This is a genomic window from Tsuneonella sp. HG094 (assembly GCF_053819285.1).
Genome location: NZ_JBSORA010000001.1, coordinates 2,349,732 through 2,376,100, shown reverse-complemented (window position 1 = coordinate 2,376,100; position 26,369 = coordinate 2,349,732). Strand labels below are relative to the sequence as shown.

Below are 26,369 nucleotides of genomic sequence, written 5' to 3'. Positions count from 1 at the left end.
GTGAGCAACGATACGGAGTTCCCGATGCAGTTCCGGACCACCATCCCGAACACACCGTCCCTTAAATCAACCGCCCGCCGTCTCTGCGAAAGCCGGGGCGGGCGATGGTCGGGCACGAAAGGAATGGCCCGGTGCCCGGCTCACGACGATCGGACCCCCTCGCTGGGCGTCACGCTGGGGCGGCATGCGATCCTGTTCCATTGCTTTGCCGGGTGCGATCAGGCGAGCGTGATCCAGGCTCTCAGGCGCGAAGGAATGGCACCTGCGTCGCTGTTTTCTGTTCCTGTTGCCGAGCGACACGAGAGTGCGAACAGCGCGCGCGCGCCCTCGCGAGGTGCACTCAGAATTTGGAGCAATGCCTCCTCGCTGCCAGGCAGTCCGGCAAAGGGCTATCTCGAGGCGCGTGGCATCACGGCAAGCTCTTCGGCGCTGCGCTATCACGCGCGCGCGCCGCTCGGCCCGCAAGGGCGCGCGCAATTTCTGCCGGCAATGATTGCCGCGGTCAGCCTTGATGAAGGCCCGATCGCAATTCACCGAACCTATCTCGACCTGGACGAACCCAGGCTGGCTGCATTCGAGAAGCCCAAGCGAGCGCTTGGGGCTCTGCACTCGGCCGCGGTCCGACTGTCTCCGCCAATCGAAGGCGCACTGGGCCTCGCCGAAGGCATAGAAAGTGCGCTCTCGGCTCGGGCGCTGACGGGAGTCCCGTGCTGGGCGACGCTGGGCAATGAGCGCTTTTCCCTCGTCTCCATCCCCGAGAGCGTCACCTTGCTTCACCTCTTCGTCGATTGGGATGCAGGCGGCGACCTGGCCGCCAAGCGCGCGCTACAGGCCCACGCGCGCGAAGGCCGGACCATCCATGTCCGGCGTCCTTCAAGGCGCGGATCCGACTGGAACGACGAGCTGGTCAGCTGGCTCGCCCGCAAGCAGGCCTCCTAGAGAAGAGAGAGCTTTGGCCTCGTGATCGGCAGACGGCTTCGTGCCCGATGCCTCCATCAGGAGGACCAACCATGCTTCAGTTCGAGCTTTTAGACCCCGCCGCCCGACCTCGTGCAGAGCCCTTGGCGGTGACGATCGGCAGACAGATCGCCTCTCGCCTGGCTGACGGGTGCCATCTTACGCGCAGTGCCGTATCTGCTCTCCTTGCCGACGAGACTGGCGTCGAGAGCTGGGGGACGGCCTGGTCGATCGACGACTTCAATGATGCGATCGAAATCGGTGCGCTTTTGTGGCTGAGGTCTCACGGCTGGATTGGGCTCGATATTGCAGTCCACGAAGCTGCAGCGCGCTTCGAATGGCTCGACGCCGCCTTGCCGCCGCGCCATGTGCGCAGCGAAGCGCAAGTCGAACTGCAGCAGTTCTCGACCCCGCCCATGCTGTCCTGGCTGATGACGCGCGCGGCACAGCTACGGGCGAGCGACGCGGTGCTCGAGCCTTCGGCCGGGAATGGCGCGCTGGCTCTTTGGCCCACCATGCATGGCTGCGACCTCTTTCTCAACGAGATCGATCCGGATCGCCAAGTGTACCTTGCCCATCTGTTCCCGGAAGCGGCGGTGACCAGTCATGACGGTGAATTGATCGATCATCTGCTTGGTCACTGCCCGCCGACGGGGATCCTCATGAATCCGCCTTTCGCGCGCAGCCGCGAGCGCGGTGTCAGTTCAGCGACGGCCTTGCGCCACCTTCGCAGCGCGTTGCGGCTGTCGAGAAACGGCGCGCGTCTCGTAGCGATCATGCCGGACGGATTCGATGGATCGCGCTTCGCGTGCTCATTGCCCGATGTGACGCTGCGGCTCGATACGCGCATTGCCGGGGCCTTCCGCACGAGCGGCACCGGCATTCCCGTGCGCATGGTTGTCTTCGACAAGATCGCCGATGGCCCACCGGCAGCGACGACCGAATCACACGATCTGACCGAGCTTGCATCGTTGATCGACCGCCTACCGCCACGCGCCCGGGGAACTTCTACCGCTCCGGTCGTGTCGGTGCGGCCAGTGACGAGCCTACTTGCGACGCCAGCGCGCATCCGGCCCTCGGCTCCCTTTGCAACTCATCCTGTTCCCAGCTCGCCGTTCGAAGTGCTCGACTACGCCGCGCTCGACGATCCCGCGTCTGTTCCCGAGCAGGCAGCCCGCGCAACGTCCGAAAGGTCACCGACGCAGCTGCCGACGCCCAGCTCAAGGCCGATATCGCCGCGCGCGGCCTGCTGCAGAACCTCGTCGTGCGCAAGGCCGCGCGCGGCAAGTTCGAGGTCGAAGCAGGTGCTCGACGAACTCGCTATGCAGCGCCGCGACGTCCTCGCTATCCATCTTGCCAACGATCCCGGCTTGGCGCTCGACGTGATGATCTTCACGCTCGCTGACGCCGACGGTCACGACTGGCGGGCCAGGAAAGCGATCACAATCGCGGGGCCGGCCGCCAATGGTCCGGTTTCGGGATTTGAAGCCAAGGATGCTCCGGCAAGCGCGGCGCTGGCAGAGTTCACCGGTTCGCTCGACGAAAGCTGGCGTGCCGGCGCTACCGAGGTCGAGCGGTTCGCCGCCTTTCGGGCGCTTCCCGACGAAACGCGGAGCCTCTGGCTCGGCTTCGTGATCGCCCGCACGCTCATCGCCAGCCTCAACACCGATGGTGAGCGCGGACTCCCGCTCCACGACGCGCTGGGCGGCTTGCTCGAGATCGAGATTGCGCATTGGTGGAGGCCGACGGCCGCGAACTTCTTCGATCGCGTGCCGAAGGCGCGCATTCTGGACGCGTTCGATGCCGTGGGTGGGCCCGAGCTTGTCAGCCGCTACGCCGGTTCGAAGAAGGCGGATCTCGCATCGGCTGCCGAGCGCATCTTCTCGGGCGAGTTTATCGGCGAGGCTGATGTCAAGCAGCAAGCCTTGGCCTGGGTTCCGGCCATCATGCGTTTCGGCTCCCCAAAGGAAGAAGCCATCGGCGACGATGAAGCAGCTGCTCGTTCGGGTGGCGCCGACGACGAACTAACCGAGAAAGCCGCCTGACCCCTCCTGACAGGTCGGCTTGTACGGTGGCGGCCCGTCCATTCCGGACGGGCCGCCTTAAATCGTTTGGCTGAAATTGGGCCGTTTGCTGTCAATCGGCTTTGCTGTTGCGAGACGTTGATAGCGGCCGTTCATCTAACGACCCCATTGCGGACATTCGAGCGCATGGGCCTTTGACCTAGCGATATCCGGACTAGTTCCTTGGCAGAGGCCTCAATCCTGGGTTGAAGCAACGTCAGAGATAACTCTTCCGTCAGCAACGACGCTGACAAGGGACCTGCTATTTTCGATGGTCTCAAGCGGATTGCGCGCCAGTAGCAGTAGGTCTGCTTCGAACCCGGGTGCAATGCGCCCCAGCCGGTTTGAAGCACGCAAGAATTTTGCACTGCCGATGGTTGCGGATCTTAATGCCTGCGCCGGGGTTAAACCGGCGCGCACCATCGAAGAAAGTTCCTCGTGAGCTGAATAGCCCGGATACACGAAAGGGTTGTTCACATCGCTGCCGAGCGCGATGGGCACTCCAGCATTCGCCACGCGTCTCAGGTTTTCGGAGGCATTGGCCAGATACTCCATAGCTCCCGACTCATCCTCCGCCGCTGCGGCGAGAAAAGGAGCCGCGGCGAGGCTTTCAATCACATCGGGATGGACGCCTGAAAGGGCATAAGGGTCGGATTCCCGCTGCTTGCGAGCCCAGGTCAGTATGCCATCGTAGAGCGAGAACGTGGGTACATACCGCATTCCCTGATCAGCCATACGGCGAACGAGGCTTGCGGGCAGCACGTCTGTGGGTGCGTGCATGATCCCGTCCACGTCCGCGTCGAGCGCGATCCGAACCTGATCGGACGTGCTTACGTGAGCAAAGACCGGCATCGAAAGCGCATGAGCAGCAGCGACAATGGCGCGTATCTGTGCATCGCTCATCCGCGGTTTCGGGTGCCAGGGAGGAGGCCCATCCTCTATCACGATCTTTATCGCGGTGGCGCCCACCGCCTTCTTTGCAGTGATGAGGGACGATACGTCAGTCCCGGGATCCAGCACGGTAACCCCGCGCGCTTCGGTCACTGCCGCGGGCACATCGTCCGGCATATTGAATATCGTAGAGACGGGATGGCTGCCCCGCGCGGTGATCAGCGAACCCGAACCATAAAGTCCCGGGCACACAAGTCCGCCAGAGAGACACCGCTCCGTCAGCACTGGCCACTCGGCGTCACCCGCTCCAGTCGCGCCCGGAACAAATACCGTTGTAACGCCATAGCGAAGAAACTGACGCAGCGCCCGTTCGCGACCTGCCTCGCTATTCGGCATCGCCCCACCTTCCCCGATATGCGCATGCACGTCGATAAGCCCGGGGAGGGCGAAATGGTCCGATCCGTCAAGAATTGGAGTGTTTAGGGGTATTTTCAGTCGGCCAGCGGGCGCAACAGCGGTGATCCGGCCGTCCGCGATCAGTACGTCCTGAGGGACTGAGGCGATCGCAGTTTCAGTGTCGATCACTCTCACCGATGAGATTGCGAGCTGCGTTGAAGGGGGCGGTGCGCTGACGCGGGGACTCACACAAGCCGACAGCAGCAATGCCAAAGCCAGCGTCGCACTGCGTGTTTGCTGCATTTTGATCACCCCCTCGAACGGGGTCCTACAGGACAAACCACGAAGCCGCCAACGCATTCAATTACCATGGTTCGGCTCGCTTTAATACCCGCCTTCCCAGCTACCTTCGCGGTCGTTAGCGCGTAGCCTAAAGCAAACTGGCAGCATTTCGACCCCATTGCGGACATACGAGAAAGTCTGCTCTCGATCCCAATATCTAACCAACTACTTTTGTAGAAAACTCTCCACTTCCCTTACGAAAAGCGTCTCGTCTGCACCTGCTGTAGGCGAGTGACCGCCGTTTGGCACAATCCAGAGGACAGAACCGCTGATCGATCCGTAGATCCCAACAGGGATTGTCACTGGAAAAAACATGTCCCGGTCGCCATGCACGATGAGCGTTTTAGCCTTAATCCGCGCCAGATCTGCCGCCTGCAAGTTCATGTCATCCTGACTGAAGCCGAAAGCGCGAAACTGATCAACCAAGGCCCGGACCTGTTCTTCGCCGCGAGACGCGCATTGACGAAATCCCGCGAGAACCTCCGGTGGCAACTGGTCCATCGTAGCAGACTTAAGGATTTCTCGCGCTTCGTCAGGGAAGTGGTTCGTCGCGCCGACTACAACCATCTTGTCGACACGATCCGGATATCTCGTCGCAAGGTGAAGAAGGGTCATTCCGCCGCTGCTGAACCCTATTGCCCGGGCTTGTTTGATGCCTAAATGTTCCAACAGAGCGCGAATGTCATCGGCAGCCTGAGCGTGACTGAACTTGCCGCTCGGGTTTGTAGACTGACCATGTCCGCGAGCATCAACTCTGATAACCCTGTGCTTGGCAGCTAACTTTTCCGCTAAACTGCCCCACTCGTCCGCGCATGAGCCGAAGCCATGGAGCAGCAGGAGGGGCTCGCCCTCGCCTTGTTCAGAGTAACGCAAGTCCATACCGTTCAAAGCTACCGTTTCCGCACGGAGCGGGATCGGCGTCACTGCGATTAGCGCGAAGGCTGCGAAGATTACTGCTTTCACCAAAGCCTCCTTTCGGGAATTGCAGACTTATCATGAAAACTTCCAAGTCGGAATGTCCGCTTTCCACCCTAAAATCGGACGTCCGGCTGCGCGAAGCAGCTACTTCAAAGCGGTCGACCGGGTGACGACGGTCGACCGCTCGATGGATCAGATTTCAGTGCGCTCTGCCAGCAGTAGGGCGTCTTCGACATCGACACCAAGATAGCGGACAGTGTTCTCGATCTTGGTGTGACCAAGCAAAATCTGGATCGCCCGAATGTTGCCGGTGGCCCGATAGATCATCGCGGCTTTGGTCCGCCGAAGCGAATGCGTCCCATATTCGGCTTTCCGAAGACCAATCGCAGTCACCCATTCATCGACAAGGCGCGCATACTGCCGCGTGCTCATGTGTCCGGCATGATCGACTCTGCTTGGGAAGAGGTAGTCACCGGTTGAACCGCCCCGTCGTTCCAGCCAGGCTAGCAAGGTCGCTCGCACATCTGCGGTGAGTTCGAACTGCACTGGTCGACTTGTCTTCTGCTGTATGACGGTCGCACGATTGCGGATATCAGCGCCGGCAATCACGTCGCCAATCTTGATCTTCACCAAATCACAACCGCGTAATTTACTGTCGATGGCGAGATCGAAGAGCGCCTTATCCCTCAGCCGGCCTTCGCGATCGAGATGAAAGCGGATCGCCCATATCTGTTTTTGCGTAAGCGGGCGCTTGGTGCCGACATTCTTGCCAGCGTTCCACGCCACGCGTCTCTGCATGGCGGGATCGAATCGTGAGTAGCCCATAGTCGTTCTCCTTTGCCGTCATTGGCCAAGGGAAGTGGAATGGGAGAAGGTGAAAATCTGGGCCGCAAGCGGACAAACCGATTTCTGCACGCGATCGAACGAAGCGCTCGTGAACGCTCTTTGCAGCTCACCTGGAATATTGGCTCAATCAGATCCAGGGGCCGGTTATGGCAACTGTTTGGGCGGGGCTGTAGATATTGACGAACATCGTCTTCCCGTCGGGTGAAAAACAAACGCCTGCAAGCTCGGTGTTCGCATGCAGACGTGCAAAGGGATAGGATACTCCTCCGGCAGTTACTCCGCGCACATGATTGGCGGGCGGGTCCGTATACTGGTCTTCGCAAATGAGGAGGGCCCCGAACGGGGCGACAGTCAGATTGTCGCCAAAATCGAGTTCTTCCCGGCTAGTCGATTCGAGAAATAGTTGTAAGCGCGTGTCGCGTTTCAGAGCGAGGCGGAAAATCTGCCCCAGCTTTGCAGCACCGCCGCTGGTCGCGGTGAAGTAAAGCTCGCCTTCACCCATCCAGATACCTTCGCCCCGAGCGAATATCGTTGCGCCGGCCGCTGCCCCTGCCCGACGCAGATCGTCGTTGGGGGATTCGACGTCCGACAGATCGATCCACCGCACGCGGTGCCAACTCTGCGGCGCCACGGTTGTCGCGGTCCAGTTGCGCGTATCAGCGACACCGCTCTCGATTGCGAGAGCCTGCAGACGACCCCCTTCGGCCAGCTTTCCCGCGACATCGGGGATGAAGCGATAGAGCAGCCCGTCTTCGCGGTCCTCGGTCTGGTAAACGTAGCCCGTGCGCGGATCGACGCAGGCAGCCTCGTGATTGAACCGGCCCATTGCTTTGAGCGGCACCGGATCGACGAGGCCGGGGGCATCGGCGGGCACTTCGAATGTCCAGCCATGGTCCTGATTGATGCGACCATCGGCGCGCACCGGCGCTTCCTCGCAAGTCAGCCAGCTGCCCCACGGGGTCGTCCCGCCCGCGCAGTTGCGAATCGTTCCGGCAAGCGAACGATATTGGCGTTCGACCTGAAGGGTGCCGGCATCGAGCACGATGGTGGTCGTGCCGCCCGGCAGCGGCACCAGGCTTCGCCCGACGTAATCGAATGCCTTGCCGGTCACGCCGCCGCCATCCGATCGCCCGGGCGCCAATTCGTGATTGCGAACGAGCGCGATCCTGCCGTTGCCGAGGTCGAAGCATCCCATGCCGTCGGCGGCGTCGGGGACGGTGAAACCATCACTCATGACTTCGCCGAGCCGCGAGATCGTCCGGTAGGAAAAGCCTTCCGGCAAGTCGAGGAGACCGGCCGGGTCGGGTAACAGGGGACCGAACCCGATCCGGCCCCCGCGACCGCTGCCCCCAACTGTCCTGCAGCTGCTCGCAGAGAGCGCCGCCATCGCGCTGGCCGTCGCTGCCAGGAACCGCCGCCGATCCATGTCTATCATCATCTTCCGCTTCTTCGCATCATTTCCGGCGCGTCTTTCATTCTCCCGTGACAGCGCGATGACAAGGGCCGCAATCGCTCGTTTGCCTCTGCTCCTGTGCAGATTCTTCGAAGCGTCAAAAAAGGTGCATGAGGCTGCAATATCCGGACCGTAGCGGCCGCCGCGACAGTTGTTGAGGGGCTCGATACTATGATCCGTTTACTTGGCTGCGCCAGCTTGCTGGCGCTTTCGGTTTCCGCCGCCGCGCAGGATGCCCCAGCTGGCGCAACCGTGGCGGATGACGCCGAACCGCTCGAGACCTCGCGCGAGATCGTTGTCCAGGCAGGGATCGGCTACCGCAATCGCACTGACAGCGCCGAACCGGTGCTGGTCTATGACGAGGAATATTTCCAGCGCTTCGAACCGCTGACCGCGGGCGACGCGCTCAAGCGCGTGCCTTCGGTCACGTTCCTGTCCGACGTGATCGAGAGCGACGGTGCGCGGCTCCGCGGGCTCGATCCCGGTTACACTCAAATCCTCATCAACAGCGAGAAAGTGCCTGGCAGCCAGGCCGACCGCTCTTTCTTCCTCGACCGCATTCCGGCCGAACTGATCAAGCAGGTGGAGATCGTCCGCTCGTCCTCGGCCCGCCGCACCGGAGACGCTGTCGCCGGCACCCTCAACATCGTCCTGCGCAACGGATACAGCCTTGACGGCGGCTACGTGCGCGGCGGTGCCATCCGTTTCGACGACGGCGAGATCAAGCCCAACGGCGGCTTCTATCTTGGCGCACCGCTGGCCGGCGGGCGAGTGCTGATCGGCGCCAACGTGCAGGGCCGCTACAACCCCAAGCTGAAGTCGAGCCTGCGCTATTCGGATTCGCCCGAAAACGATCCGGCCTTTGCCGCCAACAGCTTCGACAACCGCGAAGACCAGACCGACACCCGCGACGGGACCGACTATGCCGGCAACTTCGCCTGGGGCATCGAAGGCGCCTCGACCGACTTCGAAATCGCCGGCAATTTCGTCCGCACCGAGCGGACCGAAAACGAGCGATCGCTTGAATATGACGATCCGGCTGCAATCACCGGACCCGTTCGCTCTTTGCCGCCGGGCAACTTGTTGACCGATAACGCCAACGTGAATGCTATCACTCAGGAAAGCTGGTCGTTGTCGGGCAAGCTCGATCATCGCTGGTCGCTCGGCGAGACGAAACTGCGGGTCGGCTTCTCGCGCTTCGACGATACGCAGGACGAATACGAATACGAAGTCGATTTCGATCGCACCGCGCCGCGCTTCACCGGAGACCTTGCTGCCCGCCGCCTGCGCGACGAAGAGCTGTTCGTGAACCTGGAGCAGGTATTCACGCTCTCTCCGGAGATATCATTCGCCATCGGCGGGTTTGCGCAGAACAAGGACCGCGACACCGACTTTTCCGCCGTGCGCAGCCGGTTCAACCTGGCGAATTCGACCCGCACCGGGTACGATCAGTTCAGCCGCAGCCCGGTCGAGTTCGCCCCGACAACGTTCCCCGCTCTGGCGCCGTCGCCGGGCGGGGTCAACACCATCTCCGAAGACCGCCGCGACCTCTACGCGCTCGTCGAGGGCAAGAGCGGCGCGCTTTCATTCGAGGCCGGCATCCGGTGGGAGAATACCCGGGTCGACATCACCGATCTCACCGCGGCCCCCGCCGCGGCACTCACCGAAGTCGATTACGATGCCTTCCTGCCATCGGCCTCGCTCAAGTTCGAGGTTGGCGGAGGCGGCCGCATCATCGGCTCGGTGGCGCGCACGCTGCGTCGTCCGCGCTTCGATTACATCTCGCCCGCGCTGCTCGAAGCCGAATTGGGCGACAACGACCTGCTCGGCAATCCTCTGCTTGATGCGGAGACCACATGGGGTGCCGATCTGGGTTTCGAACAACGGATCGGGCGCACCGGCGTTGCCGGCGTCAACGTGTTTTACCGCGACGTGAGCAACCTGGTGGAGCTTGCGAACACCGGTGTGACGGGATCGGAAGGCGCCGGAACGTTCGTTTTCCAGCCGCGCAACACCGGTAACGGAAAGGTGTATGGGGTCGAGTTCGATCTCTCGACCAGCCTCGCATTCATCGGCCTGCCCGATACGGGGGTCTTCGGCAACGTATCGTTGCTCGACAGCGAGATCGACGATGCGTTTGGTGATCGCCGCTTCAACGGTCAGTCGAAATATGTCTACAACGTCGGGGCCATTCAGAACCTGCCGGGTCTCGGCGCATCGTTCGGTGCTACCTACCGCAAGCAAGGTCCCGCGTTCGACCGGGTCATCGGCGAAGAAGTGATCACGCGCTACGGGGCTGACCTCGAGGTTTTCGTCGAAAAGCGCATCGGCCGCAGCTTCACCATCCGCGCGGTCGGCTCGAACCTGCTCGATGCGACAAAAGACGAGGTATTCAACAAATTCGTCACGGTCGGCGATCAGACCGCGCGGGATTTCGACGAATACGAACTCGAGAGCGAGCGCGCGGGCCCGGTATTCCAGATCGTCGCCCGGTACGCATTCTGATGCGCGCGTTTCCCTGGATTGTCGCTGGCATCGTCCTCTCGGGATGCGCCTCCACCACACGTCCGCCAGCAAACTCATTGCCGGCCGTCGACGTGGTGGCGTCCGGCGAAACCGTCCCGGTGGGAACGGCTGCTCAGGACGCGGCGGACGACCCGGCGATCTGGCGCAACGCTGCGAACCCCGCCGCGAGCCTGATCGTCGCTACCGACAAGAAGGCCGGGCTCTATGTGTACGGTCTAGACGGAAAGGTGCGTGATTTCGCGCCCGCCGGGCTGCTCAACAACGTCGACCTGGCGACTATGTCCAACGGCACAGTGCTGGTAGTCGCCAGCGACCGGAATGATCCAGCTCAGGCCAAGCTGCGGCTTTTTCGCCTCGACACGGCGTCGGCACGCTTGCACCCGCTGGGTGCCGTGCCGGGCGGATCGGGCGAAGCCTATGGCGTCTGCCTGTGGCGCGATGGCGAATCGCTTTACGCCTTTTCCGTTCTCAAGGCGGGCGACGTGCACCAGGTTCGCCTCGACGTTTCCGGGGCCGTTCCTGCGGCCACGATTGTCCGATCAATCAAGCTGGCAACTCAGACCGAGGGTTGCATAGTCGATCCGCGCCGCGGTCACCTGTATGTCGGCGAGGAAGATGTCGGGATTTGGCGCTTCGAGGCACGCAGTGACGGTTCCACGACCGGTACGCTGGTTGCGCCGACTGACGGCAAGCATCTCGTCGCCGACGTAGAGGGCCTGGCGCTGGCCCAAGGCGCCGGGGAAGGCGGCGAATGGCTTCTCGCCTCGAGCCAGGGCGACAACGCATATGCGCTCTATCGCTTGCCTGGCATGGAACCCGCCGGGCGCTTCCGCGTGGCGCAGGGCGCGCTCGGTTCGACGCAGGAAACCGACGGCATTGAACTGGTGCTTGGCGATTTCGGCCCCGACTATCCCGAAGGCCTGTTGGTGGTGCAGGACGGCGACAACGCACCCGCGGCGCAGAACTTCAAGCTGGTGTCATGGCGTGCAGTGCGCGAGGCGCTCTCGCTCGACTAGGACTCACGTCTGCTAAAGCCACCCGCAAGCCGTGCGATTTCGCGCGCGACCTGGTCAAGCTGAGGGCTGAATACGATATTGCGTTCGAGCAAGTCGTCGAGCGTGCGGGCAAGCTCGAGCACGATTGATCGCTTGTGCGTCGGGCTTCCGATAGCGTCCGGGTCCTGCCATGCCGTCAGATGGCGCGATAAGTATTGTCCCGACGTCAACTTCATTTCCTGGCTTTGCACGCCGGTCTCCTGCTTATCTTGCGATCGCCCTTTTCCGCAGACTCGCAAATTCTCTTGCTTTTCTACAATTTTGTTTTGGCGGACCGCTTCAAGGGGTCGTCGTGTTTCGCTGATCTGCGGCTTGATCTCGCGGACCAGAATGGCATTCGCCAATGCCTCGGCATCCAGCGTCGAAGTGTCTAGCCGCACTGGCTTCCCGGTAGCCGGTTCCTGAACAGGCGGCGCCGAGACGCCTTGGGCGCCTTTTCCCGCTGTCGTCTCGTTGCTGCGCCTTGCCATGATCCGCGCCTTGCCGTTGAGCGGCGTGTCGTGTGGATTAGGCCGGCCACAAAGGGCGACTGATCGACCGCACGGTAAAGCGTATATTTGATCGAAACGACCGCCGGGTCCGCTGCGGCCTGGCGCGGGAAATCGACCACGACCTCGAAGCTTTCGTATCGGCGGTTAATCACGATGTCTTTCGCGCGGATGGCGGCGGAGCAATCGCCATCGTGCTCGAGGATGCGCTCGGGACAAAGCGGCGCGTTGGGGGTGAATTGCAGATCGGGGCGTGCTTGGCCGAGCACCTCCGACTGCGAGGTGATGCCGAGCAGCCATTCGGTCTTGGTGATCAGCGCCTCGCCAAGATCGAGCGCTCACGCAGCAGCTCCTTGGCCTCGGGGTCGAACCCTGCTCAAGTTCGGGCAGGATTGCTGACGGGCAGAAACTGGGCCGTTAGCGGACTGGCAGATTCCGGGCGGAAAGAGGTCAAAGCGGACGTGAGTGGTCGAACCTCTCAGCGAGAGGGTCGGAATGAGAAGTAGACAACCCGCTACAGCCTCATAACATGCGCTGGCCTGAAGCGTCGGCAAAGCCTCATTGATTTTGACGGCATTCTCGGTTCAGGGCGAGGGCTGCGCGTGATGCGATACGCTCGAGGGGAGCAGCAATTTTGTTAGAAATCGAATATGCTGCAATTCTCGATCAGGTGACCGAGGGGATAATTGTAGCTGACGCGAGCGGTAAACTAACCTTTGTCAACCAAGCCGCGGCGCGATTACATGGCATGGGCAAGCTCGACATTGAGCCGGACCAATACAGTAACGCCTACCGGCTCTTCACCGATCAGGGCGATCCCTATCCGTCGCATGCGTTGCCACTCGCGCGCGCGGTGCGCGGCGAGACCGTGTTCGATGCTCGGTGGCGCGTGCGTAGACCGGATGGCGTCGAAATCCTGGCCGTCGGCAGCGCGCGCCCGGTCTTCGACAGTGAGGGAACGCAGATAGGCGCTGTTTTGACCGCGCGAGACGACACGGCCCGAGACATTGCCGAGCGGGAGGTTCGGGAGAGTGAAGCCCGGCTTCGCGCCCTTACAAACAACCTGCCAGGCGTCGTCGTATATCAACTTCGTACCGACGCGCAGGGGCAAGAGCGTCGCTTTCTCTATGTATCGGAGACCCATAAGGAAATGACCGGCGTGACGGCCGATCAAGTCATGGCCGACGCGACGATACCATACCGCATGGTGCATCCCGACGATCAACACCGCATGATGGAAGCCGGAGCCCGGGCGATCCGGGACAAAGCTCCGTACGATATCGAAGTTCGCTACCGTAAGGCAAACGGTGAGGAGCGGTGGTCGAGGGCAATCTCAGTCCCCCGCGAGCAGGCGGACGGTTCACTGATCTGGGACGGCCTGCAAATCGACATCACAGACAGGGTTGCGGCTCAACAGGCGCTTTCGGAAGCGAACCGGACGCTCGAAGATCGTGTTCTGGAGCGCACCGCAGAGCTGATGGAGGCCCAGGAAGCGCTTCGGCAAAGTCAGAAGATGGACGCAATGGGGCAGCTCACCGGAGGGGTGGCGCACGATTTCAACAACCTGCTTACGCCCATAATCGGCTCGCTCGACCGCTTACAGCGCAAAGATCTAGGTGACGATCGTGACCGGCAGTTGATTGATGGAGCCATGCAATCCGCAGAGCGCGCGCGAATGCTGGTTCAGCGGCTCCTCGCTTTTGCTCGAAGGCAGCCCTTGCAAACCAGCGCGGTCGATATTCGCACGCTGATGGAGGGCCTCACCGAACTTCTCAAAAGTACAATCGGTCCGCGCATTGGTCTGGATCTGGAGATTGCCGAGCACCTGCCCGCGGCAGCGGCCGACGAAAATCAGATCGAGATGGCTCTCCTCAACCTCGCCGTAAATGCGCGTGACGCGATGCCCGAGGGAGGGACGCTGACGATTGGTGCGGAGGTGGTGTCCGCCGACGACAACTCCCGCGCCGATCTTCACGCTGGAGACTACGTCCGAATTTCTGTGACTGATACCGGCACCGGAATGGATGATGCAACGCTAACGCGGGCGGTCGAGCCGTTTTTTAGCACGAAGGGAGTGGGACAGGGCACAGGCCTCGGGTTGTCCATGGTCCATGGCTTAGCCGCCCAGCTGGGGGGCGCCCTGAGCATATTCAGCCAGATCGCGCAGGGAACTCGGATGGAATTCTTTGTGCCTGTCAGCGGCGAAGTCGCGCAGATCTCTGACGTCCCCAGAGTTGCAGAAGCGGTCTCGAGGACCGGTACGGTCCTCCTAGTCGATGACGAGCCGCTCATTCGATTGAGCACGACGGACATGCTGAATGACCTAGGATACGATGTCATCGACGCGGGCTCGGCGGAAGATGCGCTACGCCTTGTGAGCGAAGGTGGGCACTTCGACATCCTGGTTACGGATCACTTGATGCCGGGCCTTTCGGGTGTCGAACTGGCAAGCAAGCTCCGCGCGGCCAACCCCGAGCTGCCCGTCTTGATCGTATCAGGGTATGCCGAGATCCAAGGCGTCGCCGCCAGCATTCCTCGGCTAGTCAAACCATTCCGGCTTGCCGAGTTGGCGAGCAAGCTCGAAGAGCTGTTGGCCGAAACGCGATAGCGTTTGCCCCATGTTGGTCGTTAAGCGCAGCACAGCGTTTCGATCCGCTTCTGGGCCGGTTCCGGACTGGCGGCTTGTGAGCGGCCGGATGCGCAAAGCAGACTTTCGGCATCGACTTTGTTGTGGTCGTTCCACACATGTGAAATTGCTTGAATATAGAGAGCCGGTCTTAGACGTTGCCGACTCTCCGCCTGCGATAGAGGGTTATGGCCCTATTCCTAAGCTGTTGCGCTGGTGCACATCAGGAGGTGGAAGGGCACCGCTTTAGCTCATTGACCACACCAAATGCACAACAGCGCGTTCGCGAAGGCGTTTTTAACCACGTGGATTGGCAATGCGGCTAAAAACTGGGCAGTCCGTGAAACTCACGACTCCATCGCATCCCAGCCCAGACCGAGCGATTTCTGGACGGCGATCCAGCCGTTCGTCATCGCCGCGATCGCCCGGTCGAGATTGGCCTTCGCCTGCTCGCGCTGGCGCAATGAAGCGTTGAGATCGGCCTGTGAAATGACACCCGCCTCGCGCCGCTGCTCATTGAGCTTTGCGGCCGTATCGGCCTGCCGGCTGACCTGGGCGAGCGCGGCCACGTTTGCGCGTTGCTGACCGAAGCGGGCTAGCGACTGTTCGGCATCGCGCACGGCGCCCAGCACCACCTCGCGGTACCGCTCGAGCGCCTCCTCTCGCGCGCTCTGGGCCTGGTCGACCGCGGCTGCGGAGCGCCCGAAGTCGAGCAGGTTCCACTGCAGGCGCGGCAGGGCGATAGCCGACAAATTGCCAAGATCGAAAACGTCGTCGGGTTTCGATCCGCCCAGGCCAAGAATGCCCATGAACGACAGTTTAGGGAAGCGCGCCGCCTCCGCCACCCCGATGCGCGCGTTCGCCGCGGCCAAACTGCGTTCGGCCGCGCGCACGTCGGGCCGGCGTTCGATCAGCGCGGCTGGATCGCCGACCGCAACACGCGCGGGCGGCAACGGGATGTCGCGCTTCGACGACAGCATTTCATCGAGAGCGCCGGGAGCCTCTCCCGAAAGGACCGAGAGCGTGTCCTTGAGCACCGCGATGTCGGCCCGAGCCTCGGCGATCCGGGAGTTGAGGAGTTCCAGTTCGGCGTTCGCATTGCCGACCGGGAACAGCGGGAGGGCGCCTCGGGTGTAGCGCGAATAGGTAAGCGCCACCGTCTGCTGCTGCAAATCGCGTTCGCGTTCGGCCAGCGCGAGCCGGGCCTGCGCCTCCCGCAGGCTGACATAGGAGCGGGCGACCTCCGCTGAGAGCTGGACCTGCGCGTCCTCGGCATTGGCGACCGACGCGGCTGCCTGAGCGTTTAGGGCCTCGACACGGCGCGCCTGCCCGCCGGCGAAGTCGATCTCCCAGTTGGCATTCAAGCCGACGTTGTAGATACTGAGGCTGTCCTGCTCCTCGGGCTCGGCGGGCGCCCCAGGTGTCCCCCCGGGAGGGCCGCTTTGAATGTCCAGTCCGGGTATTTTCGCCTGGACCGTGGTTGCCTGCGCAGCGACGGCGGGCAGGCGGTTGGCCCGCTCCTGGCGAACCGAGGCCCTGGCCTGTTCGATCCGCGCGCGCGCTGCGGCAATTCCCGGATTGGTGGCAAGCGCGCGCCTTTCGATCTCGTCCAGCACCGGATCGCCAAGCAGGGTCCACCAGTCGCTCGCGAGCGGGGCTTGCGGATCGACATCGGCGCCGGCGCGCAGGAACGCGCCTGATGCGGTCTCCACTTCCGGGGGGCCGGCATAGTCGGGTCCCGAAGTGCATCCCACAACGAACGCGAGTGGGGCGATGATGATGGGTAATTTGCGCATGATGGTCTCAGTGCATCGATAGAGAGGCGTTTTTCGGGAGCGGCTTCAAGAAGAAGACCAGCGGGACGGTCGCCAGGGTAATCACTCCCATGCCGAAGAAGACGTCGTTGTAGGTCATCACGAAGGCATCGCGCTGGATGGTGCCGGCCAGCATATCCAGGGCAGCCCGCGGACTGCCCAGCGCCGCGCCGAGGCTGTCGAGATAATCCTGCAGCCCGGCGCTGTTGGCGTTGAGCGTCTCCTCCATGCGCCGGCTGTGGTGCCACAACCGCTGGTCCTGGAACGAGGCGAGACCGGCCAGCGCGAACGACCCGCCCAGGTTGCGGGCCGCGTTGAAGATACCCGATGCATCGCCCGCATCCTCCTTCGCGACCGAAGCGACCGTCGCCTGGTTGAGGAACATCATCGTCAGGATCATGCCGATGCCGCGCAGAAACTGGCTTTCGGTGAATACGCCCCCGCCTGACTCGGCGGTAAGGGAAATGGTGATGAAGCAGCTGATCGCCATGACCAGCATTCCCGCGCCGACCGCGAGGCGGATATGGATCTTGCGGATCATGAACGGGAGGACGGGCATCAGGATGAACGCCGGCACGCCCATCCAGGAAATGACTAGGCCGGTCTGAAACGCGTTGTAATCCGAGATTATCGCGAGGAACTGCGGTATGACGTAGGTCGAACCGTACATAACCATGCCAAGCGCAAGCGCCATCACGACGACGCTCGCGAATTGCCTGCTGAGCATGAGGCGCAGCTTGAGCACGGGCTTGCGCGCATACAGCTGGCCGTATGCAAGCAGGGCAAAGCCGATGACGGTCATGATCGTCAGTTGCACGATCAACGTCGATTCGAACCACTCTTCGCGGTGCCCCTCCTCCAGCACCACCGTCAGACCGCCAAGCCCCAGGATCATGCCCGCGATCCCCGCCCAGTCGGCCTCACGCAGGTAAATCCAGTCCGGCTCCTCATGGGGCAGTCCGATAAACAGCAGGCCCAGTAATACCGCGCAGACCGGCACGTTGACGAAGAAGGCATAATGCCAGCTCAGGTTCTCGGTCAGCCACCCACCCACCAGCGGGCCCATGACCGGCCCCAGCACCACGGTCATTCCGAACAGCGCCATGCCGATGGGCTGCTGCGAGGGCGGCAGGCGCTTTGCCACGATCGTCATCGCGGTTGGAATCAGGGCGCCGCCCATGAAACCCTGGCCGGTGCGCCCGATGATCATCGTGGTGAGGTCGGTCGCGATACCGCATAAGACCGAAAAGGCGGTGAAGGCAGATACGGCGATGATGAGCAGGGTACGAAGGCCGAGGAGCCGTTCGAGCCACGCGCTGAGAGGGATAACTACGATCTCGGCGACCAGGAACGCGGTGGCGATCCAGGTGCCTTCGGTGCCGGTCGCGCCGATCTCGCCCTGGATGGTCGGTAGCGCGGAATTGACGATCGAGATGTCGAGCGTCGCCAGCATTGCCCCAAGCGCGCCTGCCGCCACCGCGATCCAGGCGGTGGCGTCCGCGCGCTCAGGCGGCGGCGCGGTCGGCAGAGCAGTCGCCGCCGCCACCGGCTATTTCCGCGCCGCGTCGCGGATCGCGTCGAGCTCGCCCTTGGCCGATCGCGTATCGACCTTGGCTACCACGGACATCCCCGGGACCAGCAGTCGCATGATCTGGGGCGTCGCGCGGATCGAAATCCGAACCGGCACGCGCTGTATGATCTTGGTGAAATTGCCCGTTGCGTTCTGCGGCGGCAGAATCGAGAACTCAGCGCCAGTTCCCGGCGCAACGCTCTCGACCCGCCCTTCGACCTCGAGATCCGGCAAGGCGTCGATCTCGAGGGTTACCGGCTGGCCGGGCCGCATGAGACCCAGCTGCGTCTCCTTGAAGTTGGCGGTCACGTAGAGGCGGTCGGTCGGGACCAAGCTCATCAGTCGCTGACCCGGCTGAACGAATTGCCCCGGGCGAACCGTCAGATCGCCCACCCGTCCCGCGATGCTGGCGCGCAGAGTTGTCGACGAGAGATTGAGGCGGGCCGCCTCGAGCTGAGCCCGCGCCGCATTCGCCTGAGAATTGGCCTGGTCGATCTGTTCATCGAGCGTTCCCTGGCGGCGCTGCGCGGCCAGCAGGCCTGCCCGCGCAGCGGCAAGTTGGGCCTGCGCTTCGCGCGTTTGGGCCTGCAACTGATCGAGCTTTTCGCGGGGCTCGGCGCCGGTTGCGGCCAGAGGGCGGTATCGCGCGACCTGTTCGGCCGCGAGACCAGCCTGGGCAGAAGCGGCGGCAAGCTGCGCGCGGGCCTGCGCGATGGCCGCATCCTGTTCACGCTGTTGCGCCCGCACGGTGTCGGCACCGGCGAGCGAGGCCGCAATTTGCGCCTCAACCTGGTTGGTTTGCGCGCGATAATCGCGCACGTCGAGCTGAACCAGCGGGGCACCTGATTGGATGGACTGGTTTTCAGTCACCATGACGCGCTCGACATAGCCGGCGATTTTGGGCGCGATGATCACGCTGTCGGCGGCGATATAGGCGTTGTCCGTCGACTGCTGAAACTTGCCATAGGTTTCCCGGTTGTAATACCAGTATCCACCAGCGATCGCGGCCACGATCGCGGCGATGATCAAGCCGCGACGGACGATTGGATTCGCCAGCCCCTTGGGGCGACTGACATCCGCTACGCTTTCGGTCTGGCTGGGGTTCATCACTTGTCCTCTATCGCTCGCTCGTTCGCTCGATGCCATCCGGCGAACGAGGCCGCCCGTATAGTGCGCCCGGTCAAATACGAAAGCCCTTTACTATTCGTTGGTCAGAGTTAGGGTTTTGGGCATGACCAACGAGGCGTCTACGCTCGCCATCGGCAATGTCCTCACCGACGATGATCGGGCGATCTTCCTGATGGACGAAATAAGCCGCGCGGCCCGCAAGGGCTTCGACGAGCGGGCTCAACCCTTGGGTCTCAACCGCACCCAGTGGCGCCTGCTGGCCCAACTGATCAAGGACCCGGCGCTCAACCAGGCCGACATCGCCAAACGGCTCGAGCTGGAGTCGGCGACGATCGGCCTCGCCGTCAGCACGCTGACCGAGCAGGGGTACATCGAACGGCGCCGCGATCCTGCAGACGGCCGGGCTTGGCAGCTTGTATTGACCACCAAAGTCGAAGGGATCTTGCCCGATCTCAGGAGGGCCGCCGACCTGACCCACGCAAGGCTTTGGGCGGGAATCCCCCCGCAGCAGAAACAGGAATTGTTGGCGCTGCTCGAGCGTGTCAGCGCCAACGTGCGCGAGAATACCCCCTGATGGCTTCGAAGATCGGAGACAGGCGGCGGCTCGCTCAGGTGGTCGCCGTACTCGGTCGCCACGGGCTCGGCGGGATAGGGGCGTCGCTTGGGATCGCCCGACCCAAAGGGGATGCATCACCGACCCGACCAGAGGCGCTTGTCGATGCACTCCGCGAGCTGGGGCCGGTCGCGGTAAAGCTTGGTCAAATCCTCGCCATGCGCAGCGACCTGCTGGGCCCGGAATGGACGAGCGCGCTGGCCCGCCTTCAGGACCGCGTCCCCGGCGTGCCTTTCGAGCAGATCCGCGGCCCGATCACGCTTGCCTTGGGCGAGGACCACGACCGGTATTTTCGGTCGCTCGACGAGGAGCCGATCGCCGCAGGTTCCATCGCCCAGGTGCACGGGGGCATCCGGAGCGACGGCACGCCGGTCATCGTCAAGATCAGGCGCCCTGGTATCGAGGAAGTCGTCGACGCCGATATGCGCATCTTGCGCCGCATCGCCCGGCTGGCTCAGCGCGCCAGCCCGCTGGCGCGGCAAAAACCCGACGAGCTGCTACGCTTCTTCGCGGAAAGTCTGGACCGCGAAATGGACCTGGGCGCAGAGGCGCGCGCGAGCGAGGAGATTGGCGCCTACCTGTCCAAATGCGGCGTCGAGACGGCGCGGTTCGATGATGAGGTCACCGGACGCAGCCTCAACGTGCAGGAACGGGTCGATGCCATCCCGGCGACCGATCTCGACGCTCTGGCCAAGGCGGGAGTCGACCTGTCTGCGGCCGCTCGCGCCTATGCGCGGGCCGTACTGAGCATGATCATCTTCAACGGCCGGTTCCATGCCGACCCGCATCCCGGCAACGTGCTGATACGCCGTGATGGAGCGCTGGTGTTTATCGATTTCGGGGCGGTAGGCACTCTGCTGCCCGAACGGCGCGACGAGCTTGTCAGGATGTCGCTCGCCATTGCCGGCGACGATGCCGACGATCTGGTCGAGGTTCTTCTGCATTGGGCGGGACACCCGCCAGTCGATCGCGAAGCGCTCAAGGCAGCGCTGCTCAAGCTGATCCGAAAATTCCAGAACACCCTGCTCGACCAGATCGAACTGTCTGGAATCTTTGCCGACGTCTTCGAACTGCTGCGGACGTTCCAGCTCGCTCTTCCCGGCGATCTAGCGCTCATGTTGAGGACCCTGCTGACTGCGGAAGGGTTCGTTCGGCGACTGGATCCGCAGTTCGATATCACCACCGAGCTCGCCCCGATCGCAAGGCAACTGCTGCTCGAACGGGCGAGCTTCGCCACGCTAAGCGGGAACGCCCGGCGAACCGCATCGATTTTGTTCCGGATCCTGACGGGGGCTCCCGAGATTATCGCCAATCTTGAACGGGTCGGGCGCAATGGCCGCTTGCCCATCAGCCTCGATCCCCAGGATTTAGCCCAGATGCGCAAGTGCGTCGGCATGAGAGCCCGACGCTCGATGGAGATGATTCCCGCCTCGCTCGTCATCGCAGGGGCGATCTTGGCCGATGGGTCGGCGATCCTGGCCGGCATCTGCGCTCTTTGCGCGGTGGCGATCCTGGTTCTGGAGCGGTTCAAAAAGACATGATCGATGACCGCATCCTGGTCCCGGGCGCCGGCGATCTCCAACTCGTCGCAAGCGTCATCGGCCCAGCGGCGGGAATGCCCGTATTGCTTGCCCATGGGGGCGGTCAGACCCGCCGGGCGTGGCGCAAGGTCAGCGCCAAGCTGGCCGATGCAGGCTTCCGGGCAATCGCACTTGATTTGCGCGGACACGGGGAGAGTCCGTGGGCGCCTGGGGGCAGTTACGATATCGACGATTTTGCCAAGGATCTGATCATTGCGGCCAACAGCCTGGGCCGCAAGCCGGCCTTGGTTGGCGCGTCGCTGGGCGGTTTAGCGGGCCTCGTCGCTGAGGGCCGAATTGCTCCCGGCACATTCGCGTCTCTCACCTTGGTCGATATTACACCCCAGATGGAATCGGGCGGTGTGGCGCGAGTACTCGGATTCATGTCTCAGCACGCGAAGGAGGGCTTCAGCTCTCCTGCGCATGCTGCTGCAGCTATCGCAGATTATCTGCCGCACCGAGCCCGACGGACAAACGCGGGGGGATTGAAAAATTATTTGCGGCACGCCGATGATGGCCGCTTTTACTGGCATTGGGATCCCGCCTTCATCGACAACGTTACCCGGGGACGCGCACCGGACGAGGGGTTTCCCAGCGCGTTGACCGAACTGACAGCAGCGGCCTCGCGCCTTGCGCCACCCGTCCATCTTGTCCGGGGCGGGTCTAGCGATATTGTTTCCCCACAGGGCGCGGCCGAGTTCCTCAACCTCGTGCCGCATGCGCAGTTCAGCGACATAGCAGGTGCATCGCACATGGTCGCCGGCGACGACAATGAAGCGTTCGGAAACGCCATTCTGCAGTTTTTGTCTTGCACGCACTGTTGAGTGACACCTGAATGGATGGATGAATACAATCATCGATCACAAGCGCTCGCGTTCTCACGAACAGCTTGCGGTAATCGTTAAATTGAGTACGCAAGACTGTTCCCACGGCGCTTTTCGAACGGCAGCTATGGGTATCTCGGCAGGAATGCTCGGATGACCGGGATTAGGGCGCGAAGCGGCCATGCGTCATCGTGAGAGGAAAGAGGGCTTCTTCTGATTGCCCCGGGACGGTTTCGTCCCAGCAGTCAGGAGATACACCATGTCCAAGTTTGCACGCCGCGGCGGGCAGTCCCCCGCCGCACAAATCACGGCTGCGATCATCGACAAACTCGAGCAGGGGACCAGGCCATGGGTTAAGCCATGGCGCGGGGTTTCGGTATCACGACCGCTGCGCAGCTGCGGCACGCCATATCGGGGCATGAACACCTTCTGGCTCTGGATGGTCGCCGAGGCTGCGGGGTTCCTAGCGCCTTACTGGATGACCTACCGGCAGTGCCAGAAGCTGGGCGGGCAGGTCCGCAAAGGCGAGAAGTCGACGATCGCGATCTTCTACAAGAGCTACGACAAGGAGGTGGAACGCGAAGATGGCGAAGAAGGCACCGAGAACCGGCGTGTTCTCAGGGCCTACGCAGTCTTCAACGCCGACCAGTGCGATGGCTTGCCCGAGATGTATCGTGCGAAGCTTGAACTAGAACCGGTCGAGCCTGCGGGACGGGAAGAGCGGCTCGACGCGTTCTTTTCAGGGGCGGGGGCGGAAGTTCGGCACCAGGGATCGGAAGCGTACTACGAGCCGATTCTGGATCGGATTACGATGCCGCCGGCTCTGTTGTTCGATGGCTACGATCACTACTATGCAACGTTGGCGCACGAATTCTCGCACTGGACCGGGCATGGCTCTCGTCTCGGCCGCGATCTCAAGAACCGCTTCGGAAGCGAATCCTACGCGGCCGAGGAGCTGGTGGCGGAGCTGTCCGCCGCGATCCTGGGCGCCGAGCTCGGCCTGCCAGTCGCGCACCTCGACCATCATGCGAGCTACATCGCGCATTGGCTCGAGCTTCTGAAATCAGACGATCGGGCCATGTTGACCGCAGCCGCCAAGGCAGAAGAGGCTGCGAGCCTCATCCTGAGACTTGGAGGGCGTTCGGGTGCCGGAAGCGAGGCTGCGACAGCCGATCTCGCCGAAGCGGCTTGAGGGAGGTGGGTTATGGGACGCTCCGTAAGCTATCCGTCGGGCGCAATCGTCGCCTTCCGTAATGTCGACGCGCATCGCGCGGATCACGAAGGCCTGGCTGACGTCGGAGCCGCGCTGCTCGTCGACGATCTTGACCAGCTCGGCCTTGAGGCGGCCGTGCGCCGCCGGATCGGCCACTTTCAGGATCTGCTCCATCCAGTAGTCGAGGCTTTCGGGCGCCCGGTTGAGCAGCATCAGCGCGGTGTCGCGGGTGACGAGCTCGAGGTAGTGCGTATCGATCCCGCCGCTCGAAACCGTCAGCGTCTCGGCGGTGACCGGCACGAGAACCACCTGTTCGTCGCGGGTGATCGCGGCCCCGATGCCCAGCACGCTGGTTGCTGCCAGAACCGTGCTCAAGCCCACGAAGCGGTTGCGCTGCGCGAGATATCGCTGTGCCTGAGCGTGCGCGAATTCGGTTTGCATGTCTGTCCTCCCCTCAGCCGGCCAGCAGGCGGCAATGGGAGGGCGGCGTGGCTTTCAGTCCCAGGAAGCTCCCGGGCAGGTACCAGTAGGCAGCATGCACCAGTTTCGACCCAGCGTTGCCTGACTTCGCCTTCCGCAGGGCGAACCAGGTCAGGACCGAAAGGCCCGTGCCGATGATGATGTGCTGCGCGAGAATGCCCCATGCGAACGGGACGAGAAGTCCCGCGAACTCGTCGATGGTCCAGAAGCCGATGAGCTCCGGATCGTCGAGCCGCCGTGGAACAAGGTACCTGTCGGCCATGATGCCGCCCTCCTGCCGTTAGACCGCTGTCAGATGACCGCGGTCACGACCGAGGTGACGATCGGCACGCCGGTGCCGACGCCGATCCCGACGCCCACCGGCACGGCCACCTGACCGAGCGCAAAGCGTCCCGAGGCCAGCGCGATGAGGCCGCCGGCGAGCGACATGACGGTGATGATCTTGCCGCCCGAGCCTTCGAGGAAGTCGGTGAACTTCTGCAGCGCCGGATCGAAAGTGGTGTCGGCGCCGGCATAGGCGGCACCGGCGCAAGCGAGCGCTACAATGGCGGGAAGGATGTAGTTGCGGCTCCGGGGGCGGGCGGCGCTGAGCGGCTTGGTGATCATCGGGAGGAACTCCGGGAAGGTTGAACATCGAACCAGCGAGCATGTTCGCTGTATGTTCATTCCTCGCCTCGGAACCGGAGTGTAGGAAACCGCCGAATGCGTTTGACCCACACTCGCCAAGCAAAAAGCGACATCGGCGAGGCACCGAGCCGGGCTTAGCGCCCATCAGGCTGTCAGGCGCGCCCGGCTGGCCGCATTCCGCGTGAAGCGTGCCGCAAACTGCGATGCAACGGATGGAATCCGCGCGAATCAAGGTGGGAAGCCGATTCGCTTCTTCCTCTATGTTCGCTTAATGTTCTTTTCGTTTTCCTACACGTTTCCTTCGCTGTAGCTGTCGAGTCGATCACCAGTTACGAAAGGATTCGACGATGACCGACATGGCGCTCCTGGCCGAACGACAGGTTCGCGCCGACTTCGCCCGGCTGCTGCTAGCGGCCGTCGAAGCCAGCGGCCGCGCGCGCTGCGACATCGCGCGCGACGCGCAGATCCACAAGGATGTTCTTCGCCGCGTCCTGGCTGGCGAGCGTTCTGCCAGCCTTGGCGAGGCCTTGCGCATTCTCGCCGCGAGCGGCGCTGCGCCTCATGCGCACCTGCTGCTCTTTCTCGTCAGCGGCGGCGAGCAGGCGGTCGCCTGGCTCCAGTCGGATCTCGCGCAGTTCTTCGAGGACTTCTGTGGCGAACTGCCGTCAGCGCTCGAGCGGGTTCTTGGCAATCAGGTCCATGATGTGAAGCCGCGCTGGGCCAGGGGTACGGCGCACCGCGTTGCCCGTCTTCTCTCCGACCACATCGCGGAACTCGAACGCAAGGACGCCCTGCTCGGCGATGTCTTTGCCGGCGTCCACGGAGGTCATCATGGGTGAAGCTGTCGGCAAGGGCGCGGCCGAGGTGCACCATGTAACCCGACTCATCCGCCTGCCCGAGGTGCAGCATCGTGTTGGACTTGGCCGTTCGACAATCTACCGCTGGATGACCGAGGGCAGGTTTCCGAAGCCGGTCCGGCTTGGCGGCTATGCCGTCGCCTGGACCGAGGACGAGATCACAGAATGGATCGCCGGTCGCTTGGTCGCAAAACTCTAGCCCGAAAACGGCTGGACGAGGGTTCCTTCTGTGAGCTTCCTGGCACCGAGCTGTCCCGCAAGACCAACGGCTGGCACCGCACGACCGCCGAGCCTATACTCTGACCTTCTCGAAAGTTCAGACTAAGGACTGCAAGTGAACGAGGCCGCGGACGCGCATTGGGATTCGGTTTACCGGAGCAAGGATGAAGCGCAGGTCAGTTGGTACCAGGCCGAACCGCAGCCATCACTGGATGCCATCGACAGGTTCGGTGCGCGATCCGATCAATCGTTCATCGACATCGGGGGCGGCGCGTCCTCGCTTGTCGACAGCTTGCTCGGGCGCGGTTGGACCGACCTTTCCGTCCTCGATCTCGCGGAATCCGCACTAGCGGTGGCTAGGAACAGGATAGGCAATGCTTCCTCGCGAGTGGACTGGATATGTGCCGATGTCACGGACTGGCGCCCGTCTCGCCAGTGGGAGGTGTGGCACGACCGCGCCGTATTTCATTTCCTGACCGGCGTTGAGCAGCGCCGAGCCTACAAGGAAGCCCTGGCCAGGGGGTTGTCGGAAGACGGGCTCTTTCTCATCGCGACCTTCGCGCTGGACGGACCGGACAAATGCAGCGGGTTGCCGGTCCAGCGCTATGATGCGCCGGGCCTGCAAGCGGAATTCGAAGCGAGCTATGCGCTGCTCGATAACTGGCGCGAGGTGCACACGACACCGTGGGGGTCGACCCAGAATTTCACCTGGTGCGCGTTCCGCAAGCGGACCCACCTCGTTCGCGACCATTGATTGTCGTGCACCGGGCGCCATGCGAAGGATGGCGCATGACCTATCTCATCTATCTCGCCGCAGCCTTGGCAGAGATCGCCGGATGCTTCGCGTTCTGGGCATGGCTGAAGCTCGACCGGTCACCTTGAT

At 62.8% G+C, this 26,369-nt stretch carries 23 protein-coding genes and 2 pseudogenes; 13 read left to right on the top strand and 12 right to left on the bottom strand.

The window, feature by feature from the left end:
- Positions 1-123: 123 nt before the first annotated feature.
- Together ACWPMX_RS11820 and ACWPMX_RS11815 are read left to right on the top strand one after the other, a co-directional pair.
- Positions 124-939 carry a DUF7146 domain-containing protein gene (locus ACWPMX_RS11820; RefSeq protein ID WP_455700195.1) on the top strand — a complete coding sequence of 272 codons (816 nt, stop codon included), beginning with the start codon at positions 124-126 and terminating at the stop codon, positions 937-939.
- A gap of 47 nt (positions 940-986) precedes the next feature.
- Positions 987-3,002 carry a hypothetical protein gene (locus tag ACWPMX_RS11815; protein ID WP_455700779.1) on the top strand — a complete coding sequence of 672 codons (2,016 nt, stop codon included), beginning with the start codon at positions 987-989 and terminating at the stop codon, positions 3,000-3,002.
- Positions 3,003-3,215: 213 nt separating this feature from the next.
- Here the strand turns inward: ACWPMX_RS11815 and ACWPMX_RS11810 are convergent, their stop codons facing one another.
- From ACWPMX_RS11810 to ACWPMX_RS11795, 4 genes are all read right to left on the bottom strand, one after another.
- Entirely contained in the window at positions 3,216-4,610 is a 1,395-nt protein-coding gene (locus ACWPMX_RS11810; RefSeq protein ID WP_455700194.1) for an amidohydrolase family protein, read from the bottom strand.
- Between the two features lie 204 nt (positions 4,611-4,814).
- Positions 4,815-5,612: an alpha/beta fold hydrolase gene (locus ACWPMX_RS11805; protein WP_455700193.1), complete on the bottom strand. Its 798-nt coding sequence runs from the start codon at positions 5,610-5,612 to the stop codon at positions 4,815-4,817.
- A gap of 147 nt (positions 5,613-5,759) precedes the next feature.
- The gene (locus ACWPMX_RS11800; RefSeq protein WP_455700192.1) at positions 5,760-6,392 is read right to left on the bottom strand and encodes a tyrosine-type recombinase/integrase; all 633 of its coding nucleotides are present in this window, start codon (positions 6,390-6,392) and stop codon (positions 5,760-5,762) included.
- A gap of 148 nt (positions 6,393-6,540) precedes the next feature.
- A complete protein-coding gene (locus tag ACWPMX_RS11795) occupies positions 6,541-7,851 on the bottom strand; it encodes an alkaline phosphatase PhoX (protein WP_455700191.1) in 1,311 nt (436 codons plus the stop codon).
- Between the two features lie 186 nt (positions 7,852-8,037).
- Here ACWPMX_RS11795 and ACWPMX_RS11790 point away from each other — a divergent pair, with 186 nt between their 5' ends.
- Positions 8,038-10,371, top strand: a complete 2,334-nt coding sequence (locus ACWPMX_RS11790; protein ID WP_455700190.1) for a TonB-dependent receptor plug domain-containing protein — start codon at positions 8,038-8,040, stop codon at positions 10,369-10,371.
- The gene (locus tag ACWPMX_RS11785) at positions 10,371-11,408 is read left to right on the top strand and encodes a phytase (RefSeq protein WP_455700189.1); all 1,038 of its coding nucleotides are present in this window, start codon (positions 10,371-10,373) and stop codon (positions 11,406-11,408) included. The genes ACWPMX_RS11790 and ACWPMX_RS11785 overlap by 1 nt, the downstream gene beginning before the upstream one ends.
- On the opposite strand, the gene ACWPMX_RS11780 is transcribed toward ACWPMX_RS11785, so the two are convergent.
- On the bottom strand, positions 11,405-11,917 hold the full coding sequence (locus ACWPMX_RS11780; protein ID WP_455700807.1) for a hypothetical protein: 513 nt from the start codon (positions 11,915-11,917) through the stop codon (positions 11,405-11,407). The genes ACWPMX_RS11785 and ACWPMX_RS11780 overlap by 4 nt on opposite strands.
- Complete coding sequence (locus tag ACWPMX_RS11775; protein ID WP_455700778.1) at positions 11,818-12,057, bottom strand: hypothetical protein; 240 nt, start codon at positions 12,055-12,057, stop codon at positions 11,818-11,820. The genes ACWPMX_RS11780 and ACWPMX_RS11775 overlap by 100 nt, the downstream gene beginning before the upstream one ends.
- Before the next feature lie 512 nt (positions 12,058-12,569).
- Here ACWPMX_RS11775 and ACWPMX_RS11770 point away from each other — a divergent pair.
- Positions 12,570-14,543, top strand: coding sequence for a PAS domain S-box protein (locus ACWPMX_RS11770; protein ID WP_455700188.1), 1,974 nt, complete (start codon positions 12,570-12,572; stop codon positions 14,541-14,543).
- A 365-nt stretch (positions 14,544-14,908) separates the two neighbouring features.
- On the opposite strand, the gene ACWPMX_RS11765 is transcribed toward ACWPMX_RS11770, so the two are convergent.
- From ACWPMX_RS11765 to ACWPMX_RS11755, 3 genes are read right to left on the bottom strand one after another with little or no spacing between them, the layout of a single operon-like run.
- Positions 14,909-16,357, bottom strand: a complete 1,449-nt coding sequence (locus ACWPMX_RS11765; RefSeq protein ID WP_455700187.1) for an efflux transporter outer membrane subunit — start codon at positions 16,355-16,357, stop codon at positions 14,909-14,911.
- A gap of 7 nt (positions 16,358-16,364) precedes the next feature.
- Positions 16,365-17,921, bottom strand: a complete 1,557-nt coding sequence (locus tag ACWPMX_RS11760) for a DHA2 family efflux MFS transporter permease subunit (RefSeq protein ID WP_455700186.1) — start codon at positions 17,919-17,921, stop codon at positions 16,365-16,367.
- A gap of 3 nt (positions 17,922-17,924) precedes the next feature.
- Positions 17,925-19,052 (bottom strand): HlyD family secretion protein, encoded by a 1,128-nt coding sequence (locus tag ACWPMX_RS11755; RefSeq protein ID WP_455700185.1) that lies wholly within the window; start codon positions 19,050-19,052, stop codon positions 17,925-17,927.
- Between the two features lie 124 nt (positions 19,053-19,176).
- Here ACWPMX_RS11755 and ACWPMX_RS11750 point away from each other — a divergent pair, with 124 nt between their 5' ends.
- From ACWPMX_RS11750 to ACWPMX_RS11735, 4 genes are all read left to right on the top strand, one after another.
- Entirely contained in the window at positions 19,177-19,647 is a 471-nt protein-coding gene (locus tag ACWPMX_RS11750) for a MarR family winged helix-turn-helix transcriptional regulator (RefSeq protein ID WP_455700184.1), read from the top strand.
- A 197-nt stretch (positions 19,648-19,844) separates the two neighbouring features.
- On the top strand, positions 19,845-21,227 hold the full coding sequence (locus ACWPMX_RS11745; protein ID WP_455700183.1) for an ABC1 kinase family protein: 1,383 nt from the start codon (positions 19,845-19,847) through the stop codon (positions 21,225-21,227).
- Complete coding sequence (locus tag ACWPMX_RS11740; RefSeq protein ID WP_455700182.1) at positions 21,224-22,090, top strand: alpha/beta fold hydrolase; 867 nt, start codon at positions 21,224-21,226, stop codon at positions 22,088-22,090. Before ACWPMX_RS11745 ends, ACWPMX_RS11740 begins: the two co-directional genes overlap by 4 nt.
- Positions 22,091-22,349: 259 nt before the next feature.
- Complete coding sequence (locus tag ACWPMX_RS11735; protein ID WP_455700181.1) at positions 22,350-23,282, top strand: ArdC family protein; 933 nt, start codon at positions 22,350-22,352, stop codon at positions 23,280-23,282.
- A gap of 63 nt (positions 23,283-23,345) precedes the next feature.
- Here ACWPMX_RS11735 and ACWPMX_RS11730 read toward each other — a convergent pair.
- The 3 genes and pseudogenes from ACWPMX_RS11730 to ACWPMX_RS11720 form a co-directional block, all read right to left on the bottom strand.
- Positions 23,346-23,744, bottom strand: a pseudogene (locus ACWPMX_RS11730) (TraE/TraK family type IV conjugative transfer system protein); the annotation flags it as partial.
- A 13-nt stretch (positions 23,745-23,757) separates the two neighbouring features.
- On the bottom strand, positions 23,758-24,045 hold the full coding sequence (gene traL, locus ACWPMX_RS11725) for a type IV conjugative transfer system protein TraL (RefSeq protein WP_455700180.1): 288 nt from the start codon (positions 24,043-24,045) through the stop codon (positions 23,758-23,760).
- A 29-nt stretch (positions 24,046-24,074) separates the two neighbouring features.
- Complete coding sequence (locus tag ACWPMX_RS11720) at positions 24,075-24,389, bottom strand: hypothetical protein (RefSeq protein ID WP_455700179.1); 315 nt, start codon at positions 24,387-24,389, stop codon at positions 24,075-24,077.
- 368 nt (positions 24,390-24,757) lie between these two features.
- Here ACWPMX_RS11720 and ACWPMX_RS11715 point away from each other — a divergent pair, with 368 nt between their 5' ends.
- From ACWPMX_RS11715 to ACWPMX_RS11700, 4 genes and pseudogenes are all read left to right on the top strand, one after another.
- A complete protein-coding gene (locus tag ACWPMX_RS11715) occupies positions 24,758-25,249 on the top strand; it encodes a hypothetical protein (RefSeq protein WP_455700178.1) in 492 nt (163 codons plus the stop codon).
- Positions 25,242-25,466, top strand: a complete 225-nt coding sequence (locus ACWPMX_RS11710; protein WP_455700177.1) for an AlpA family transcriptional regulator — start codon at positions 25,242-25,244, stop codon at positions 25,464-25,466. Before ACWPMX_RS11715 ends, ACWPMX_RS11710 begins: the two co-directional genes overlap by 8 nt.
- A gap of 135 nt (positions 25,467-25,601) precedes the next feature.
- Positions 25,602-26,240: a class I SAM-dependent methyltransferase gene (locus ACWPMX_RS11705; protein WP_455700176.1), complete on the top strand. Its 639-nt coding sequence runs from the start codon at positions 25,602-25,604 to the stop codon at positions 26,238-26,240.
- 35 nt (positions 26,241-26,275) lie between these two features.
- Positions 26,276-26,362 (top strand): annotated as a pseudogene (locus ACWPMX_RS11700) (YnfA family protein); the annotation flags it as partial.
- Positions 26,363-26,369: the final 7 nt, after the last annotated feature.